Source organism: Pseudaeromonas pectinilytica (genome assembly GCF_054780855.1).
In genome coordinates this window covers 153,611-169,689 of record NZ_BAAGVN010000026.1, presented here as the reverse complement: position 1 = coordinate 169,689, position 16,079 = coordinate 153,611, and the positions used below count along the sequence as shown (strand labels likewise).

Annotated in this window: 13 protein-coding genes; 5 read left to right on the top strand and 8 right to left on the bottom strand. The window is 57.9% G+C overall.

The features are described 5' to 3' along the window. From ACYVG7_RS02775 to ACYVG7_RS02755, 5 genes are all read left to right on the top strand, one after another. The coding region (locus ACYVG7_RS02775) for a PKD domain-containing protein (RefSeq protein ID WP_460881724.1) at positions 1-1,497 on the top strand (1,497 nt) is incomplete at its 5' end. A 56-nt stretch (positions 1,498-1,553) separates the two neighbouring features. Then, entirely contained in the window at positions 1,554-2,087 is a 534-nt protein-coding gene (locus ACYVG7_RS02770) for an Lcl C-terminal domain-containing protein (protein WP_460881723.1), read from the top strand. Between the two features lie 189 nt (positions 2,088-2,276). Continuing rightward, positions 2,277-3,476, top strand: coding sequence for a conjugal transfer protein TraF (gene traF, locus ACYVG7_RS02765; RefSeq protein ID WP_460881722.1), 1,200 nt, complete (start codon positions 2,277-2,279; stop codon positions 3,474-3,476). 169 nt (positions 3,477-3,645) lie between these two features. Then, positions 3,646-5,844, top strand: coding sequence for a DNA helicase II (uvrD, locus tag ACYVG7_RS02760; RefSeq protein ID WP_460881721.1), 2,199 nt, complete (start codon positions 3,646-3,648; stop codon positions 5,842-5,844). A 544-nt stretch (positions 5,845-6,388) separates the two neighbouring features. Continuing rightward, entirely contained in the window at positions 6,389-6,682 is a 294-nt protein-coding gene (locus ACYVG7_RS02755) for an antibiotic biosynthesis monooxygenase family protein (RefSeq protein WP_460881720.1), read from the top strand. Positions 6,683-6,870: 188 nt separating this feature from the next. Here ACYVG7_RS02755 and ACYVG7_RS02750 read toward each other — a convergent pair whose 3' ends face one another. From ACYVG7_RS02750 to ACYVG7_RS02715, 8 genes are all read right to left on the bottom strand, one after another. Then, positions 6,871-7,587: a phospholipase D family protein gene (locus ACYVG7_RS02750; protein ID WP_460881719.1), complete on the bottom strand. Its 717-nt coding sequence runs from the start codon at positions 7,585-7,587 to the stop codon at positions 6,871-6,873. 161 nt (positions 7,588-7,748) lie between these two features. Next, positions 7,749-8,951 (bottom strand): DUF5677 domain-containing protein, encoded by a 1,203-nt coding sequence (locus ACYVG7_RS02745; RefSeq protein ID WP_460881718.1) that lies wholly within the window; start codon positions 8,949-8,951, stop codon positions 7,749-7,751. An 847-nt stretch (positions 8,952-9,798) separates the two neighbouring features. Continuing rightward, positions 9,799-10,761: a LacI family DNA-binding transcriptional regulator gene (locus ACYVG7_RS02740; protein ID WP_460881717.1), complete on the bottom strand. Its 963-nt coding sequence runs from the start codon at positions 10,759-10,761 to the stop codon at positions 9,799-9,801. Positions 10,762-10,914: 153 nt separating this feature from the next. Beyond that, positions 10,915-12,042 (bottom strand): carbohydrate porin, encoded by a 1,128-nt coding sequence (locus tag ACYVG7_RS02735; protein WP_460881716.1) that lies wholly within the window; start codon positions 12,040-12,042, stop codon positions 10,915-10,917. Between the two features lie 146 nt (positions 12,043-12,188). Beyond that, complete coding sequence (gene manA / locus ACYVG7_RS02730) at positions 12,189-13,346, bottom strand: mannose-6-phosphate isomerase, class I (protein ID WP_460881715.1); 1,158 nt, start codon at positions 13,344-13,346, stop codon at positions 12,189-12,191. Beyond that, positions 13,343-14,263: an ROK family protein gene (locus ACYVG7_RS02725; RefSeq protein ID WP_460881714.1), complete on the bottom strand. Its 921-nt coding sequence runs from the start codon at positions 14,261-14,263 to the stop codon at positions 13,343-13,345. The genes manA and ACYVG7_RS02725 overlap by 4 nt, the downstream gene beginning before the upstream one ends. A gap of 25 nt (positions 14,264-14,288) precedes the next feature. Next, positions 14,289-14,600 (bottom strand): PTS N,N'-diacetylchitobiose transporter subunit IIA, encoded by a 312-nt coding sequence (chbA, locus tag ACYVG7_RS02720; RefSeq protein WP_460881713.1) that lies wholly within the window; start codon positions 14,598-14,600, stop codon positions 14,289-14,291. Between the two features lie 59 nt (positions 14,601-14,659). Then, a complete protein-coding gene (locus ACYVG7_RS02715) occupies positions 14,660-16,042 on the bottom strand; it encodes a glycoside hydrolase family 1 protein (protein WP_460881712.1) in 1,383 nt (460 codons plus the stop codon). Positions 16,043-16,079: the final 37 nt, after the last annotated feature.

The window sequence follows — 16,079 nt, the reverse complement described above, 5'->3', positions numbered from 1 at the left end:
GTCAGCGTGGTCAAGGCGAATGTGGCACCAACCGCTGCATTTACTCATTCGGAGACTGACCTAGTTGCTAATTTTGATGCCAGTAGCTCCAGCGATAGCGATGGCAGCATCGCAAGTTACAGCTGGAACTTTGGCGATGGCACGACTGGCAGCGGCAAGAGCGCCAGCCACAGCTATGCGGCGGCGGGAACATACAGCGTCACCCTGACGGTTACCGACGACAAGGGCGCAGCAGCCAGCCAGAGCGCCAGCGTTAGCGTGGTGGCGGCCAATGTGGCGCCGACCGCTGCGTTTACTCATTCCGAGGCTGATCTAGTTGCCAGTTTTGATGCCAGCGCCTCCAGCGACAGCGATGGCAGCATTGCCAGCTACAGCTGGAACTTTGGCGATGGCGCGACTAGCAGCGGCAAGACCTCCAGTCACAGTTACAGCGCCGCTGGAACCTACAGCGTCACCCTGACGGTGACCGATGATAAGGGCGCGACAGCCAGTCAGAGTGCCAGCGTTAATGTGGTGGCGGCAAACCAGTTGCCTACCGCTAGCTTCAGCGTGCAGGTCAACCATCTGGCTGTGCAGTTTGATGGTTCCGCCTCGGTGGATGCCGATGGTCGTATCGTCGGCTATCTGTGGAATTTTGGGGAGCCTGCGGTGGGTGGTGAAAACCAAAGCGCCGAGCAGAAGCCTCAGCATAGTTATCAAGTGGCCGGAACTTACACCGTCACCCTGATGGTCACCGATGATCGTGGTGGCGAACATTTGCTCAGTCAGAGTGTTACGGTGGACAATCGTACCGAGACGGTTGGGACCGGCAAGTTCAACGATACTGGCATCACTAGCTGTGCCGATTTTAGCAATTGGTCGCTACCCTGTCCGGTGGCGGATTTTCCGGGTCAGGATGCCGAGTCGGGGCGGGATGTAAGCGCCAACGATGACAGCGATGGCCATGCCGGCTTTAGCTTTACCAAGGTGAGTAGCAGCGGTCAGCCGCTAGCCGCCTCGGCCCCCGAGTGGAGCTGCGTTCAAGACAATGTCACCGGCCTGCTGTGGGAAATCCGTACCGATGATGGTGGACTGCGCGATAAAAAGCATACCTATAGCTGGTACAACCCGGATGCAACAACCAATGGCGGCGATGCTGGTTGGCAAAATGGTGGTCGATGTAGCGGTGGTATCCTTTGTGATACCCAAGGCTATGTTGCTGCTGTCAACGCTGCAGGGCTGTGTGGCTATCACGACTGGCGGTTGCCAACGATACTTGAACTGCTGGGGTTGGTGGATTACAGCGTTCCCGCTCCGGGCCCAACGATCGATACTCGGTTCTTTCCCGATGCGCCGCAAAACTGGTACTGGTGGAGCTCGTCGGCTGCTAACAGTGGCAGTGCTTGGGGCGTCGCCTTCAAGGATGGCAACACCGATTATAGCAGCAAGTCCGGCAGCAGCCAGCTTCGGTTGGTGCGTAGCAACCCCACACAGGGCGCTGGACGTGATCAACATTAAATTACCCCACAACCGGTGCTGCGTCTGTGCGGCTGTTGGATGACAAGGAGCAAGCAATGCATAACAAAACATGGACAGGGCTGATTTTTTTACTTTTCTCGTTGATGGCCGGGGCGGTTCAGGCCCAAATTTGTCGACCAGAGTCGATTCCGGCCAGTACGCCGGATAGCCAGTTGCAGGATAATGGCGATGGCACCATCACAGACCTTAAGACTGGGCTGATGTGGAAACAGTGTTCTGAAGGACAATCTGGCGCCGATTGCACGAGCGGCAGTGTCGAAACCTTCATCTGGCCACAGGCATTGCAGCGGGCGCAAACGGTGAATAGTGGAGGTGGTTTTGCCGGGTTTACCGATTGGCGAGTGCCCAATATTAAGGAGTTGAGCTCCCTAGTCGAATACCAGTGCGCGGGTCCGGCAATTAATCTGGCGCGCTTCCCCAATACATCGGCTGATGGTAATTTTTGGAGTTCGTCGGCCGTGGCTGGCGATTCTCATAGAGCCTATATTTTATACTACTTCTTTGGTGACATCGGTCACTACTTCAATAACGATTACTACCAGCTTCGGTTGGTACGTAGCGCACCCTGATTTGGTGTTTTGAACGACGAACAGGTCGCTGTGGCCGGGATGCCGGCCATCTGTTAGGGTAGCTACGCCGAAGGTGTTCGGCAGGAAAGTTATTAATAATCAAGGAGTACGGCTTGATGATGCCCTCACGTTTTACCCTTTCGTTGCTTACTTTGGCGCTGGGCGCTGGGCGCTGTCAGTTCGGCGGCTATGGCGGTGCCTTATGCCTTCGAGGCTCGACAAGAGGCCATGGGCGGCACCGGTGTGGCCAGTGCCCGCTATCTGAGTGCCCCGCTCTATAACCCGGCGCGCCTGGCGTTTGCCAAGGCGGATGATGATGTTGGCATCCTGCTGCCGGTGGTGGGTGCCGAGGTGTACGACCAGGATGATCTGAGCGGTCAGGTGGATGACCTGAGCGATAACTATGATGAGTATCGCGATGCCTATGATGCCTATCAGGCTAACGGCAGTGCTGAAAATCAGGCCAGATTACAGCAGTTGAACGACCAGACTACCGGCCAGTTGCAGGATCTGGCCGGTGACAGCGGCTATGCCCGTGCCGGGGCTGGCATGGTGGTGGCGCTGCCGTTTGAGGCGCTGTCAGTGGCTGTGATGGCCAATGGCTACGCCGATCTGCAGGCGTTCGCCGACATCAATCAGGCGGATTTTGCCGAGCAGGATCTGGGCAATGGTCTGGTTCTCACCCTGCCCACCGATCAAGACAATGTGCAGTCCCGGGCGATTGCCATGGGGGCTATGGTCAGCGAGTTAGGGGTTAGTTTGGCCAAGTCGTTCGATGCCGATGGCATGCGCTGGTCCGTTGGGGTGACTCCCAAGGCGCAAAAGTTGAAGGTTCTCAACTACGTGGCCAATGCCGTCGACGGCGACTTCGGTGACATCACCGATGACCAGTACCAGAGCAGTGAGAACGGCTTCAACCTCGATGCCGGTGTGGCCGCCAGCTGGGAGAATGGCTGGGATGCAGGCCTCGCCATCAAGAATCTGGTCAAACGGGATCTGGATGCGCCGCTGACCGATGGCGTGCAGGCGACCTATGAGCTGTCAACCGTGCCGACCGCCGGCGTGAGCTATCGCTGGGGCCAGCTGACCTTCAATGGTGATGCCGATCTACTGGCCCAGAGGCGTTTCACCGACTTGAGCGGCACCTATGCCAGCTTCGATGCCGGTGAAGATGATCTGCAGATGATGGCGCTCGGTGCCGAGTGGGATCTGTGGCAATGGGCCCAACTGCGCGCCGGTTACCGCCACGATCTGAAAGACAATCTGGATGATTCGCTGAGCGCGGGCTTGGGCATTTCTCCTGGCGATCTGTTCCACCTCGACCTGGCCGGCACCTATGCCGGTAACAACCAGTTTGGTGGTGTTGTCCAGACCAGTTTGACTTTCTAAAAACTGCCTGGCGGCCAGAGCGTCAGCCTGTGCCGCGCCTGAAATTGAGCAATGCATCCCTGCGGATGCATTGCTCTTTTTTGTGTTCTTCCCATGCCACCATTCTTCTCGGCTCTGGCAAAGGGTCTGTGTATAATCGCCACTACTGTACAAATTCTCAGGAGTGGTGATGGACGTAGAAACCCTGCTCGATGGTCTCAATGACCGACAACGGGAGGCGGTAGCCGCCCCGCTGGAGAACCTGCTGGTGCTGGCGGGCGCCGGTTCGGGCAAGACCCGGGTGCTGGTCCATCGCATTGCCTGGCTGCTCGGTGTCGAGCGAGCATCACCGTTTTCCATCCTGGCGGTGACCTTCACCAACAAGGCGGCCGCCGAGATGCGCGGTCGGATCGAGAAGCTGCTCGGTGGCGGGATCGGCGGCGTGCACAGCCATCACGGCATGTGGGTCGGCACCTTCCACGGCATCGCCCATCGCCTGTTGCGTGCCCATCATCTGGATGCCGGTTTGCCGCAAGATTTCCAGATCCTCGACAGCGACGATCAGCTGCGCCTCATCAAGCGGGTGGTGCGATCGCTGAATCTGGACGAGAAGCAGTGGGTGCCGCGCGCCGTGATGGGCTACATCAACGGCAAGAAGGACGACGGCCTGCGGCCCAAAGATATAGAGCCGTTCGGCGATGTCGCCTCGCGCACCTACCACAAGCTGTATCAGGTCTATCAGGAGACCTGTGATCGCGCAGGTCTGGTGGATTTTGCCGAGCTGCTGCTGCGGGCCCACGAGCTGTGGCTGCACAAGCCGCATATCCTCGACCACTACCAGCAGCGCTTTGCGCATATTCTGGTGGACGAGTTTCAGGACACTAACGCCATCCAGTACGCCTGGATCCGCATTCTGGCGGGTAACCGCAGCAAGGTGATGATCGTCGGCGACGATGACCAGTCCATCTACGGCTGGCGCGGCGCCAAGGTGGAGAATATCAGCCGCTTCCTCAGCGATTATCCGGGGGCGCGCACCATACGGCTGGAGCAGAACTACCGCTCCACCGCCACCATCCTCAAGGCCTCGAACCAGCTGATTGCCAACAACGCCGAGCGGCTGGGCAAGGAGCTGTGGACCGAAGGCGGCGAGGGCGAGCCCATCTCCATCTATGCCGCCTATAACGAAATCGACGAGGCGCGCTTCGTGGTGGGGCGCCTCAAGGCCTGGCGCGAGCAGGGCGGTGTGCTCTCCGATTGCGCCATCTTGTATCGCAACAACGCCCAGTCCCGGGTGCTGGAAGAGGCGCTGCTGCAGGAGCGCTTGCCCTATCGCATCTACGGCGGTTTGCGCTTCTTCGAACGGCAGGAAATCAAGGACGCCATGGCCTATCTGCGCTTGCTGGGCAATCGCGGTGATGATGCCTCCTTCGAGCGGGTGGTCAACACCCCGACTCGCGGCATCGGCGATCGCACCCTGGGTCTCATTCGCGAGGCGGCGCGGGATCGCGGGCTGAACCTGTGGCAGGCCGCCTGGCAACTGTGTGAAGAGCGGGTGCTGGCCGGACGCGCCGCCAGTGCGGTCAGCCAGTTTTTGGCGCTGATCAACCGGTTGGAAACCGACACCAGCGAGCTGCCGTTGCATCTGCAGACCGATCGGGTGATCCGCGAAAGTGGCCTCTGGAGTCTGTATCAGGCGGAGAAGAGCGAGAAGGGGCAGTCGCGCATCGAAAACCTCGAGGAGCTGGTCAACGCCACCCGGGTGTTCCAGCCCTCCGAGGAGATGAGCGATATGGCACCGCTGACGGCGTTTGTCGCCCATGCCGCGCTAGAAGCGGGGGAATCCCAGGCCGACGAGTTCGAGGTGGCGGTGCAGTTGATGACGCTGCACAGCGCCAAGGGGCTGGAGTTCCCGCTGGTGTGCATGGTCGGTGTCGAGGAGGGGATGTTCCCCAGCCAGCAATCCAGCGAGGAGAGCGGGCGACTGCAGGAGGAGCGCCGACTCTGTTATGTCGGCATGACCCGGGCGATGCAGAAGCTGTATATGACCCACGCCGAGAACCGTCGCCTGTATGGTCAGGAGATGCACCACAGACCGAGCCGCTTCCTCAAGGAGCTACCGAGCGAGTGTCTGGAGGAGGTGCGGCTGCGCACCCAGGTCAGCTGGGCGCAACCGGTGGCCTCCAGCAACCGCTTCAACAACGAGTTTGCCCAGGAGAGCTTCGACAGCACCGGCTTCCGTCTTGGCCAGCGGGTGTTGCACAGCAAGTTCGGTGAAGGCACGGTCCTCAACTACGAGGGCATAGGCCCGCAGAGCCGTATCCAGGTCAACTTTGATGACCAGGGTAGCAAGTGGCTGGTGGTGGCGTACGCCCGGCTGGAGCCGCTGTAAGGCAGCGGCACGGCTGCTTACAGGGTCGGCCTCGACCCGGTTGTGTCCGTTTCCGCCTTGCAGACGTTGGCGATCTGCCCACCTGCGGTGGACGGCGGCGGGCCAAGGGGGAAAAGGCCTCCCCCTTGGCAATCCAGGGCCTTTGCGCCCACTGCCGCCTGATCCTCGCTTACCGGCAGGCTTCCGTGACCGTCAGCGATGGCACATCCCTGTGCCAGCGCAGACTCTCGCCGCATCCATGCGGCTCATTCCCTCCACCCAGCCTCCCGCTCGGGGCGGCACAGGGCTTGATGAGCGGACGCTCCCTCTCCCGGTCATCCTGACCGTTCACCGGTTCCGTTCATCCCTCCACTCGGCCCGGCAGACGGCTTCGGGCTTGGGTGAGTAGGGGCGTTGGTTCAATGCTATTGGTTGCTGAGCGTGAGCAAATTCCAACAGAGAGGGCCGCGTTCATTCAGACTCCGCCGTTTCCTTGGCTGCTGCTTTACGGTAGCGTGGGCAAGATGATGTTTTAACCGTAAGCGGGAAAGAGCGGGGTTGAATAATGATTCTTGAAGTAGCGGTATTGAATGTAATTTCCGGGCAAGAACCCGAGTTTGAACAGGCGTTTGCCGTGGCCTCTGCGATCATTTCGTCGATGCCCGGTTATGTGTCACACCAATTGCAACGCTGTCTCGAAACACCATCCCGGTATATTTTGCTGGTGAATTGGCAAACCCTTGAGGATCACACCCAGGGTTTTCGTGGTTCGACCCAATATCAGGAATGGCGACAATTACTGCACCATTTCTATGATCCATTCCCCACCGTTGAACATTATGAGCTGGTTGCTGACTAATAATAGTGTGGCCATCATTTATTGGATTAACGTGAGCGGTGAAGATGCAAGATATAATCGAAAAAGCGGTTATGGAAGGTGCGAATAAGCGGCTCTTGTATTGAAATTGGATTTGTATCCATTTATTTGCAAAAGCCTGAAAAGACTATCTTTCGTCTCATGTGATTTATCCGTACCTTCTCTAATAATCAAATCGATAAATCCTGAGGCCACAGGAAATAAGGGCCGAATTTTGGACTCATTCTGAATTCACCACCGGCTTCTTTGCCTTTGGCGGTAATGTAATGCTTGCCATCACGGGGTTCGAGTAGACCGGCTGCCGCCAGTTTATCCATCAGGTCGTGAGTTTTGAGACCCAGCTTGATCGCCAATTTGGAAGAGGTTAATTTCCCCTGTCCATTAGTCTCACCTGCATCATCGGCAGCGGGTGCTGATTCTTTCTCTACGGCAGGATCGACCACACGCTCCAGGGATATTCTGACTTCATCACTGACCCGAATAATCCGTTGTGCCTCATCATATGCATCACGATATAACTCGTTATCGTCTGGGCGCTGGATCAGCACTCCCATTTCGTTATTATTAACCTGACTGAATTCATAGAGATTCAGGCTGGTGATAATGCACATCTCTTCATTGAGATAACATTTAGCATGCAAATTCTTGCAGAAGCTGGTGCGGATATACGTCAACTCTTTGAGCCAGTTGATCTCTTCCGGCTGCAATTCACTCTTGCCATACACAATCCGCACATCAATCTTCAAACGGTTCTTGTCCGCCAATAACTCCTTGATCCGATCATTCAATTTCAGAAACGGACTGATCAGAATCAACCGTTCTTTCGCATCTTTAATCAATTCTTCCAAAAAATAATTGGTCGCGCTGGTGTTTAAAAACTTAGCCATGAAAGTAATCCCGTGAGTTTATGTGTTAATAGATAGCAGTGTGGAATTAGTTTTTATAAAAACTGGTCTTTGTCATTATGCTGTTCTGGTGATGTAATACCTGCTTTATTAAATTATGTACGCGATTGCGTGATTCATTAATTGTGCTAGCACGGAATTATTTAACCGTGTTTGAAATGTAGTGTTCTTGTATAAGGGTCGGCTTTGAAGACAAAATCGTCTCCATCCATGAAGCTCATTTGATCGTTGGTTACGCGCTCGCCATTTAGCATGAATGTCCAGTAGTAGAGATCATAAAGATCGAGGTATGTGCCCGATTCTGACTCCGTGCTTTGCAGCACAACTGCGCCTGATTTAGTATCCAGGTAACGCACTTCTAATATGCCATCCTGTATCAGGGTGGCTTCAATGATCATGGCCTCAGTTGATAGAAGTACTTTCGTATCACCAACCCTGATGCTTTCAGATGACGCCAAGTTAGTTTTCGTTTCGAATAATTCTTGGGCTTTTCTACTTTCTGTTTCAATTATTTCATCAGATCTTTCTTTGAAATCCTGGAACAAAAAATGAATATCATCACGTGTATTTACGAGGAATGTAGATGCAAGTGATAGGCATAATTTGGTGTAGCCTTCCTCTACAGGCGTTGGTAAGCTCCGACCTCGCTCCTCGCCAATACGGTAGAAAGACATCGGTAAGGCATGGACGTGGGATGAAAGGAAAACGTATAGCCACCTAAACTGAGATTTCTCAATTCCAGCTTTTTCAGCTATATCCTCGAGCGGAAAAAGATAGGCTGACTGGCCATTTAAAGCAGCCTTCTTTTTTTTGTCTGGCAGGGATTCAAAGAATGAATTCTCTATGAGTCGAGTACGTATTTGATCGGCAATATTTGATAAAATATCTACTTCTTCATTGTTTTCCATTGCTGTGAACATACGGATTCGAGATGTGCAGTCGTGGAGGTTGAATATATTCCAGCGACACTCCCATTCTTTTTCATCACATTTTTCGCTGCACAAATAGTAGAACGCGATCCGTAACTCCAGCATAGTTCTAACAATGCCTGCTGCTGATGCATAGTCCCAGTGCTCGATTTTCTTATCTACCCACGGGGTCAAAGGCATGATCTGGGCGAGGGTGATGCCTTTGTTAACTAGCGCAGTGAACAAGACAGATGAATAGTAGTGCTTTGCACTTGGGGATTCGATACCACTATAGCTCCGTGACACATAAATGCACTCTCGAACAATATTATCCAGCATGTCGACAACTTGCATGTAGTCGTCACTCGGTTTGCTTCCCAATCTGGAAGAATTAACTATTTCTTCGTGTGAGATAGTTCTGGATTTCTCATGCATCATTTAAACATCTCTCCGTATTAAAAGTATCTCACTGCTGGTATAGTTGGTACGAATAGGCCGGTTTAGCAGAGATGTTCTTATAGGTAATTCATTTTTCATTTCAATTTTAAGCTTATTTTTTTATTACGACTTATTAAGTGGGAGTTATATTTTTCTAAGTATTAAAGCTTACAGCCTTGTATATGAATGACTATTTTCACCAAACATCATGGCTACCGCCCCTGGCTTACGGCTGCCACAGTGCCTTGGTGCGTCGGGCGAAGCTGTCACTCACGGCAATAACCTTGAGTTATTTGTGTTTTTAAACTACCGCACTTTGCCTGCTGGGGAAAATGGATTCACATGGGCTGAGTCACATTTTGTTGGCTTTGACTGGTTAACCAAAACCCGCGCCGTCTGTTGGGCCGAGGGGAGGGGGGATCGGAGGCGGTGAGCGGTCAGGATGACCGGGAGAGGGAGCGTCACGCCAGGGATGGCGTGTGGCTCCCGGCCGGTGAAGAGCGGCCCGGAGCGAGGGGCTTTCCCGACAGTCGGCATAAACCTGGGCCCGGGATTGCCAAGGGGGAGGCCTTTTCCCCCTTGACCCGCCCCCGCCAACGGCAGGTTGGCAAATCGCCCCAGCGGATGGGGCGGAAACGAACCAATCAAATCAATCGACAAAACCGAGTTTGACAACCCTTCGACAGGCTTATGGCGAACGGCTGGCGTAGTCAGCCGATAACCATATCTACAGTAGAGAGTAGAGCCAGTTAGCAGTGGCCCAAGCGCAGGGCCGAGGCTCGCTCAGAGCCGCAGTCACTGCCGGTCAAGATGACCGAGCGTGGGCAAAGGGTGTTCGCCAACACCCTCAGCGATTCTGCACCGAATCCCGAGTCACCAGACGGCCGGTGAACTTCTGCTGCTCCGCCGAGGGCAGGGCGTGGCCGCCGAGGACCTGCAGGGTCAGACGCACCGCTTCCTGGGCCAGACGTTCGCTGGGGTACTCGATACAGGTAAGGGCCGGATTGAGCTGGCTGGCCAGGGTCGAGCCTTCCAGACTGACGATGGAGACATCCTGCGGCACCTGCAAATTGAACTCCCGCAGCAGACGCATGGCTTCGGCGGCCTGGGCATCGTGCTGCACCACCAGGGCGGTAAAGGGCAGATAACGGTTCAACAGGCCGAGCAGCGCCTGCTGATTGTCTCCGGCTTCGATCACCAGTTGGCGGTTATAGGGCAGGGATTGATGCTGCAGCGCTTGCTGATAGCCCTGCACCATCTGCAGGCCGCTGGGCGTGGTCAGGCTCTCGACCAGCAGGGCGATCTGGCGGTGGGACTTGCCGAGCAGAAAGCGACAGGCGCTTTCACAGGCAAACACGAAATCGTAGCTGAGGTTGATATCACTGGCTTCGGCGACGCCATCGAGCTGGATCAGCCGTTCGTCCCGGGCCAACGGGGCGCTGGCCCCGATCACCACAATGGCATCGCAACGGCCACCGAGCAGTTCATCGGCGGCGGCTTGTTGCTGGGCCTGACCCTCGGCGAAGCGGATCAGCAGATGGCGGTTGACCTGGCTCAGCTCGCGCTCCAGTAACGGCAGCAGGCTGGTGATACGGCCGGTTTCCCGGGCCGAGAGGATCACGCCGATGCAGTCGGTGCTCTGGTTGGCCAATGAACGGGCCATGGCGTTGGGCCGGTAGTTGAGTTGCTCCACCGCCTGCAACACCGCCAGCCGGCTCTCTTCGCGCACGCCGCGGGTACCACTCAGCACCCGCGAGACGGTTGCCTTGGAGACATTCGCAAGTCGGGATACATCGGTGATATTGGCCATGGCGTTGATCCTGGTAACCGGTTCTAACTCGTTTCAGGATAACACAGCCAGGGGGTGTGACCCAGCGCAAACGCCAATTGTGAGCCCTATGATCACAAAAAAGGCCGGCAAAGCCGGCCAAAAGCAAAGTGGACACAGTTCCATTGGAGTCAATTAAAAGAAGTATTTGAAGCGCACGCGGCCACCGTAGCGGTCCATATTGGACACGGTTTCGGAATCCGGTTGCAGCTGTGACCAGTAGGCACCCAGGTAGATGTCAAAGTTCTGCAGCTCCAGCACGCTGGGGATCTTGTAGGAGGCATAGGTGGTGTGGATCTTATGCTTGCCGACCAGATCGCCATAATCGGCATTCGTGGCGGTATTGGCGCTCTCGATGTCGTTGATGGCATAGATGTAGCCCAGACCCAGTTGTTGCCATACCAGGTTGACGCCAGCGGTGCTGTCGGTTTCTTCCACCGCCGACATCTGCGCCAGGTTGGCATTCAGAGTCAGGTTCTCCTGGCTCCAGGTCGAGGTGAGGCCGTAGCCGTTGCGCTTGGAGACGGATTCGCCGTTGGCCAGCATGGCATCGGAGATCAGGTTGCTCTCTGCGCCGAGGGCCAGCTTGAAGTTTTCGTTCTTCCAGGCCACCACCGGACGGGCGATCAGCGAATCCTTCTCTTTGGTCACCTCATAGCCATGGTACTGCTGGTTGGCAAACAGGTTGGTGCGGTCGCCAATCAGGGTGGAGAGCTCCAGATACCAGTTGCCGGCTTGCTGGTTCAGCAGCACCTGACCGCCCTTACCGGCACGGCCGCGCCCTTCTTTGAGCATATAGACGTAGCCGTGGCCATCGCTGTAGAGGTCATTGGCGCTATCCCCGGAGTGTTCGACGAAGATGTCCTGCCCGAGCGGAAAGAGATCGTAGGCTTCGAAGCGACCGACCTTCATGCCCCAACCGGCCTTCTTGCCAAAGCCCAGCCAGGCATCATCGGCGCTGGCTCCGGCGTTGACCGAGACGGTGGGCTGGATCACCACCTGCCCATAGGCACCGCTCGGCAGCTCCTTGATGGCGGCGAAGTTCAGCAGCAGGCGGCCGTCCATATCCCAGCGATCCTGCTGATGGCTCTGGCCCATCAGGGTTCCAGCACTGGTGTTGGCCGCATTGAGGTTGAGTTCGGCATCACCGCCCAGGCTCAACTTGCCAAAGTCGCCATTGGTCTCGACGACGGCATGGGCGGCCGGGGCCAGAGCGAGTGCCAGCAGGGTGGGGATCAGACGTGTAGGGGTCTTGAGGTTCATTGTTATCATTCCTTGTGATGTTGAAGTGACTTGCGAGCAAGTCGGTTTCCTTTGACGCCTTTTTGACGTTTCAAGGGTGAAGCTGACCGCCATCGGCTCAGGATGGTGAGGTCTGGATCGGGTGCGTTAAAACCGGGTCTGCGATGTCAGCAGGCGAAGTAGAGGTTCCGCTCGCCGCTGCCATCGAGCCGACATCGACAGTCGGGCGGGATCAGCAGGGCTTCGCCCCGGGCGCAGCGGATCTCGCCGCCAGGCCAGGAGAGGTGGATGACATCTCCCAGATTGAGGAACAGTCCGGGGCCGGTATGCACCGGTAACCATTGCGACTGCTGACCGTGGAGATGGAACAGGTGAAACTCGGCGCTGGGCAGCGGATAGCTGGTGCATCCGGCCTCCAGCTGCAACGGCTGGATGCGTAACGGTGGCCGCACCGCGATATCGACTACCTCCAGCAGCGCCTGGCTGTCGACGTGTTTGCCGGTCAATCCCGCCCGCAACACATTGTCCGAATTAGCCATCAACTCCAGGTTGCAGCCATGGAGATAGGCATGGGGCAGGCGTGCCGGTTGAAAGATGGCCTCGCCGGGCGCGACTTCGAGCAGCTCCATCAGCAGCATCAGCAGCAGTCCGGGATCCCGGCACTCGCGGCCGCCTTGCTGTTGCGCCGCCTTGGCCAGCCAGAATTCGTGGCTCTCCTGATCCCAGAAATCCTGCTCGTAGGCGGGGATCACCTGGGCCAACAGCGGTCCGAGCAGGGTGTCGCGCTCGGCCAGGCTCAGTTGCAGCACCCGCCGGTACAGGGTCTCCAGACCCGTGCGCCGCAGCAGGTGGGCCAGGGAAGCGAGACTGGGGTAAGGGGCCAGCCGCGCCAGGATCCGCGCCGGCTCACTGAAGCCATACAGCAGATGGCAGTGGGTCAACGCCACCATGACTTCCGGCTTGTGGTTCGCATCCCGATAGTTGCGCTCTGCCGCCTCACGGGGGATCCCGGCGGCCTCTTCGCGGGCAAAGCCTTCGATGGCCTGCTGGCGATCCGGATGCACCTGGATCGACAGGCATTCGGCGACTTCCAGCACCTTGAGCAGGTAAGGCAGTGGCTGATCCGCCAGCAACTGGCGCAACGTGGTCTGCAGACCGGGTACCCGGGTCGGCCCCTGTTCATGGCTGCCAAACCACAGCTCGGCCCAGGGCTGATCGCCCCCGGGTTGTTGCAGCAGCGAGGGGATCAGGTGGCGTCCACCCCAGGCGTAGTGCTGGACGTGGCCGCGCAGGATCTGCGGTGTGCTCAGCGCGGCAGGCATCATGGCGCGACTCCTCCGTTCAGGGCCGGTAACCAGGCCGCACCGCGCACGCCACTGCTATCGCCATGGCGCGCCGGAACCAGCCGGGTGCGACAGCTGTCGGTGAACAGATAGGGCAGCAGGGCGGTGGGCAGATCCTGATACAGACTCAGCACATTCGACAGGCCGCCGCCGAAGACGATGACATCCGGATCCAGCAGGTTGATGACGCTACCCAGGCTGCGCGCCAGGGCATCGATAAAGTGGCGGTAGTGCTCCCGGGCGGCTTGCAGGCCACCGGCGGCGGCACCGAGAATTTCCGGGGCGCTGAGCGGCTGACCATGGTTCTGGGCAAACCGGGCGGCAAAGCCGGTGCCCGAGACAAAGCGCTCGATGCAGTTGTTGCGTCCGCAGTAGCAGGGTTGGCCCGGGCCATCCCACTCCGGCAGATAGCCGGGCAGCGGATTGTGGCCCCACTCGCCGGTGATGGCGTTGGGGCCGACCAGCAGCTGCTGGTGCACCACCAGACCACCGCCACAGCCGGTGCCCAGAATGACGCCGAACACCACGGCACTGCCCTGGGCGGCACCGTCGATGGCTTCCGACAGGGTAAAGCAGTCGGCATCGTTGGCCAGCCAGATCGGGTGGCCCAGCGCCGCCTGCAGATCGTCACGCAGAGGCTGGTCATTGAGGATCAGACAGTTAGAGTTCTTGATGCGGCCATTGTCGGCGCGCACGGCACCGGGCAAGCCGATACCGATGGAAAACGGCGGCGTCGCCTCCTCACCAAAGCCGACAATGAAGTCCAGCAGCGCGTGCAGGAACTCCGGATAGCTCTGTGTCGGAGTGGCGATGCGGCGTCGGCACAGCACGCCGCCCTGCGCATCCAGCAGCAGGCCTTCAATCTTGGTGCCGCCAATGTCCAGTCCCAGTCGTAACATCTGCAATTCCTCGAGGAGCCAGGGCTCAGGCGGCCTGACGGCGATAGAGTTCGATGAGCTCGGTGACCAGCTCCTTGGCCAGCATCGAGGTCATCAGATGGTCCTGGGCGTGCACCAGCACCAGGGTCACCGGGATCTTGCCCTCGCCCTGATCGGCCTCGATGAGTCGGGTCTGTACCGCATGGGCCGCATTGGCGGACTCGGTCGCCTGGCGCAGCAGATCGTCGGCCTCGGCAAATTGCCCTTGCTTGGCCTGGCGCAGCGCCTCGTAACAGAGGCTGCGGGATTGTCCGGCGTTGATGATGATGCCCATCACGGTTTCTTCTAAATCAAACATGCTGTGTTCCTCTTCCTGAGGAGGTGACCTAAGGGGCCACCTCCGGATTGGCGCCGGGGTTAGAAACCGCCGCGTCGTGATACATCGGCGAACCATTCGCCACTCTTTTTGATGCGCCGCTCGCCAGTTGCCAGCTCCAGGCGAATGAAGCCATAGCGATTCTTGTAGGCGTTGCTCCAGGACCAGTTATCGATGAAGGTCCAGAGGTGATAGCCCTGGCAGGCGCAGCCTTCTTGCAGTGCCTTGTGCAGCCAGGTCAGGTGGTCGCGGATAAAGCCGATCCGGTACTCATCCTGGATCTGGCCATCGCCGCCCTTGAACTTCTCCTCGCCCTCGACGCCCATGCCATTTTCCGAGATGTAACTGGGCAGGTTGCCGTAGTTGTCCCGCAGGTTGGTCAGGATGTCGTAGATGCCCTGCTCGTAGATCTCCCAGCCGCGGTGCGGGTTCATCTTGCGACCCGGCATCTCGTAGTAGTCGAAGAACCACTCCGGCATGAAGGGGCTGGCGGGGTTGATGGCATGGCTGCGCGCCTTGACCCGGCGTGGCTGGTAGTAGTTGACGCCCAGCAGGTCGATGGTGCCGGCGGCCAGCAGTTCCCGATCGCCGGGTTCGCAGGCGGGGAGCTGGTCATACTCCTGCAGCAGCGCCACCAGTTCCGCCGGATAGCTGCCCTTGACCGCCGGATCGAGGAAGCTGCGATTGAAGAACAAGTCGGCGATCTGTGACGCTTTCAGATCCGCCGGATGCTGGGAGCGCGGATACGAGGGGGTCAGGTTGAGGATGATGCCAATCTGGCCCTCCAGCTGCCGGGCCCGGTAGCGCACCACCGCCTGGGCATGGGCCAGCATGGTGTGGTAGGCGACCGTGGCGGCGCGGCGGAAATCCACCACGTTCGGGTAGTGGAAGTCGTACAGATAGCCGCCTTCCACCGGCACTATCGGCTCGTTGAAGGTGAACCAGTGTTTGACCTTGTGGCCGAACAAGCGGAAGCAGGTGTCGGCGAATTCGGCATAGGCGTCGATGACCTCGCGACTCTCCCAGCCGCCCAGCTCCTGCATGGCCAGCGGCATGTCGAAGTGGAACAGGCAGATAAACGGCTGTATGCCCTTGGCCAGCAGCTCGTCGATCATGGCGTGGTAGAAGGCAACAGCCTCCGGATTGACCGCGCCACGGCCCTGAGGGATCAGCCGGGCCCAGGCGATGGAGGTGCGGAAGCTGTTGTGGCCCAGCTGCTGCATCAGGGCGATATCGTCGCGAAAATGCTGGTAGAAACCCGAGGTGTGCTCCGGGCCGACCTGCTGGTGGAAGCGGTGAGGCTGGGTGGCAAACCAGTGATCCCAGATGGTCGCGGCCTTGCCGCCCTGCAGGCTGGCCCCTTCGGCTTGCGCCGCGGAGGAGGCGCTACCCCACCAGAAATGGTCCGGAAAACGGTACTGCATGATGAACTCTCCAATGAGGGCCGCTGGGTACAGCGGC

Excerpts from the sequence above, each read along its gene's own strand:
- ACYVG7_RS02740 (WP_460881717.1), bottom strand. The coding sequence starts at position 10,761 with ATGGCCAATATCACCGATGTATCCCGACTTGCGAATGTCTCCAAGGCA.
- ACYVG7_RS02725 (WP_460881714.1), bottom strand. The coding sequence starts at position 14,263 with ATGTTACGACTGGGACTGGACATTGGCGGCACCAAGATTGAAGGCCTG.
- ACYVG7_RS02745 (WP_460881718.1), bottom strand. The coding sequence starts at position 8,951 with ATGATGCATGAGAAATCCAGAACTATCTCACACGAAGAAATAGTTAAT.
- ACYVG7_RS02750 (WP_460881719.1), bottom strand. The coding sequence starts at position 7,587 with ATGGCTAAGTTTTTAAACACCAGCGCGACCAATTATTTTTTGGAAGAA.
- traF (WP_460881722.1), top strand. The coding sequence starts at position 2,277 with ATGGCGGTGCCTTATGCCTTCGAGGCTCGACAAGAGGCCATGGGCGGC.
- ACYVG7_RS02755 (WP_460881720.1), top strand. The coding sequence starts at position 6,389 with ATGATTCTTGAAGTAGCGGTATTGAATGTAATTTCCGGGCAAGAACCC.
- chbA (WP_460881713.1), bottom strand. The coding sequence starts at position 14,600 with ATGTTTGATTTAGAAGAAACCGTGATGGGCATCATCATCAACGCCGGA.
- manA (WP_460881715.1), bottom strand. The coding sequence starts at position 13,346 with ATGATGCCTGCCGCGCTGAGCACACCGCAGATCCTGCGCGGCCACGTC.
- ACYVG7_RS02715 (WP_460881712.1), bottom strand. The coding sequence starts at position 16,042 with ATGCAGTACCGTTTTCCGGACCATTTCTGGTGGGGTAGCGCCTCCTCC.
- ACYVG7_RS02735 (WP_460881716.1), bottom strand. The coding sequence starts at position 12,042 with ATGAACCTCAAGACCCCTACACGTCTGATCCCCACCCTGCTGGCACTC.
- ACYVG7_RS02770 (WP_460881723.1), top strand. The coding sequence starts at position 1,554 with ATGCATAACAAAACATGGACAGGGCTGATTTTTTTACTTTTCTCGTTG.
- uvrD (WP_460881721.1), top strand. The coding sequence starts at position 3,646 with ATGGACGTAGAAACCCTGCTCGATGGTCTCAATGACCGACAACGGGAG.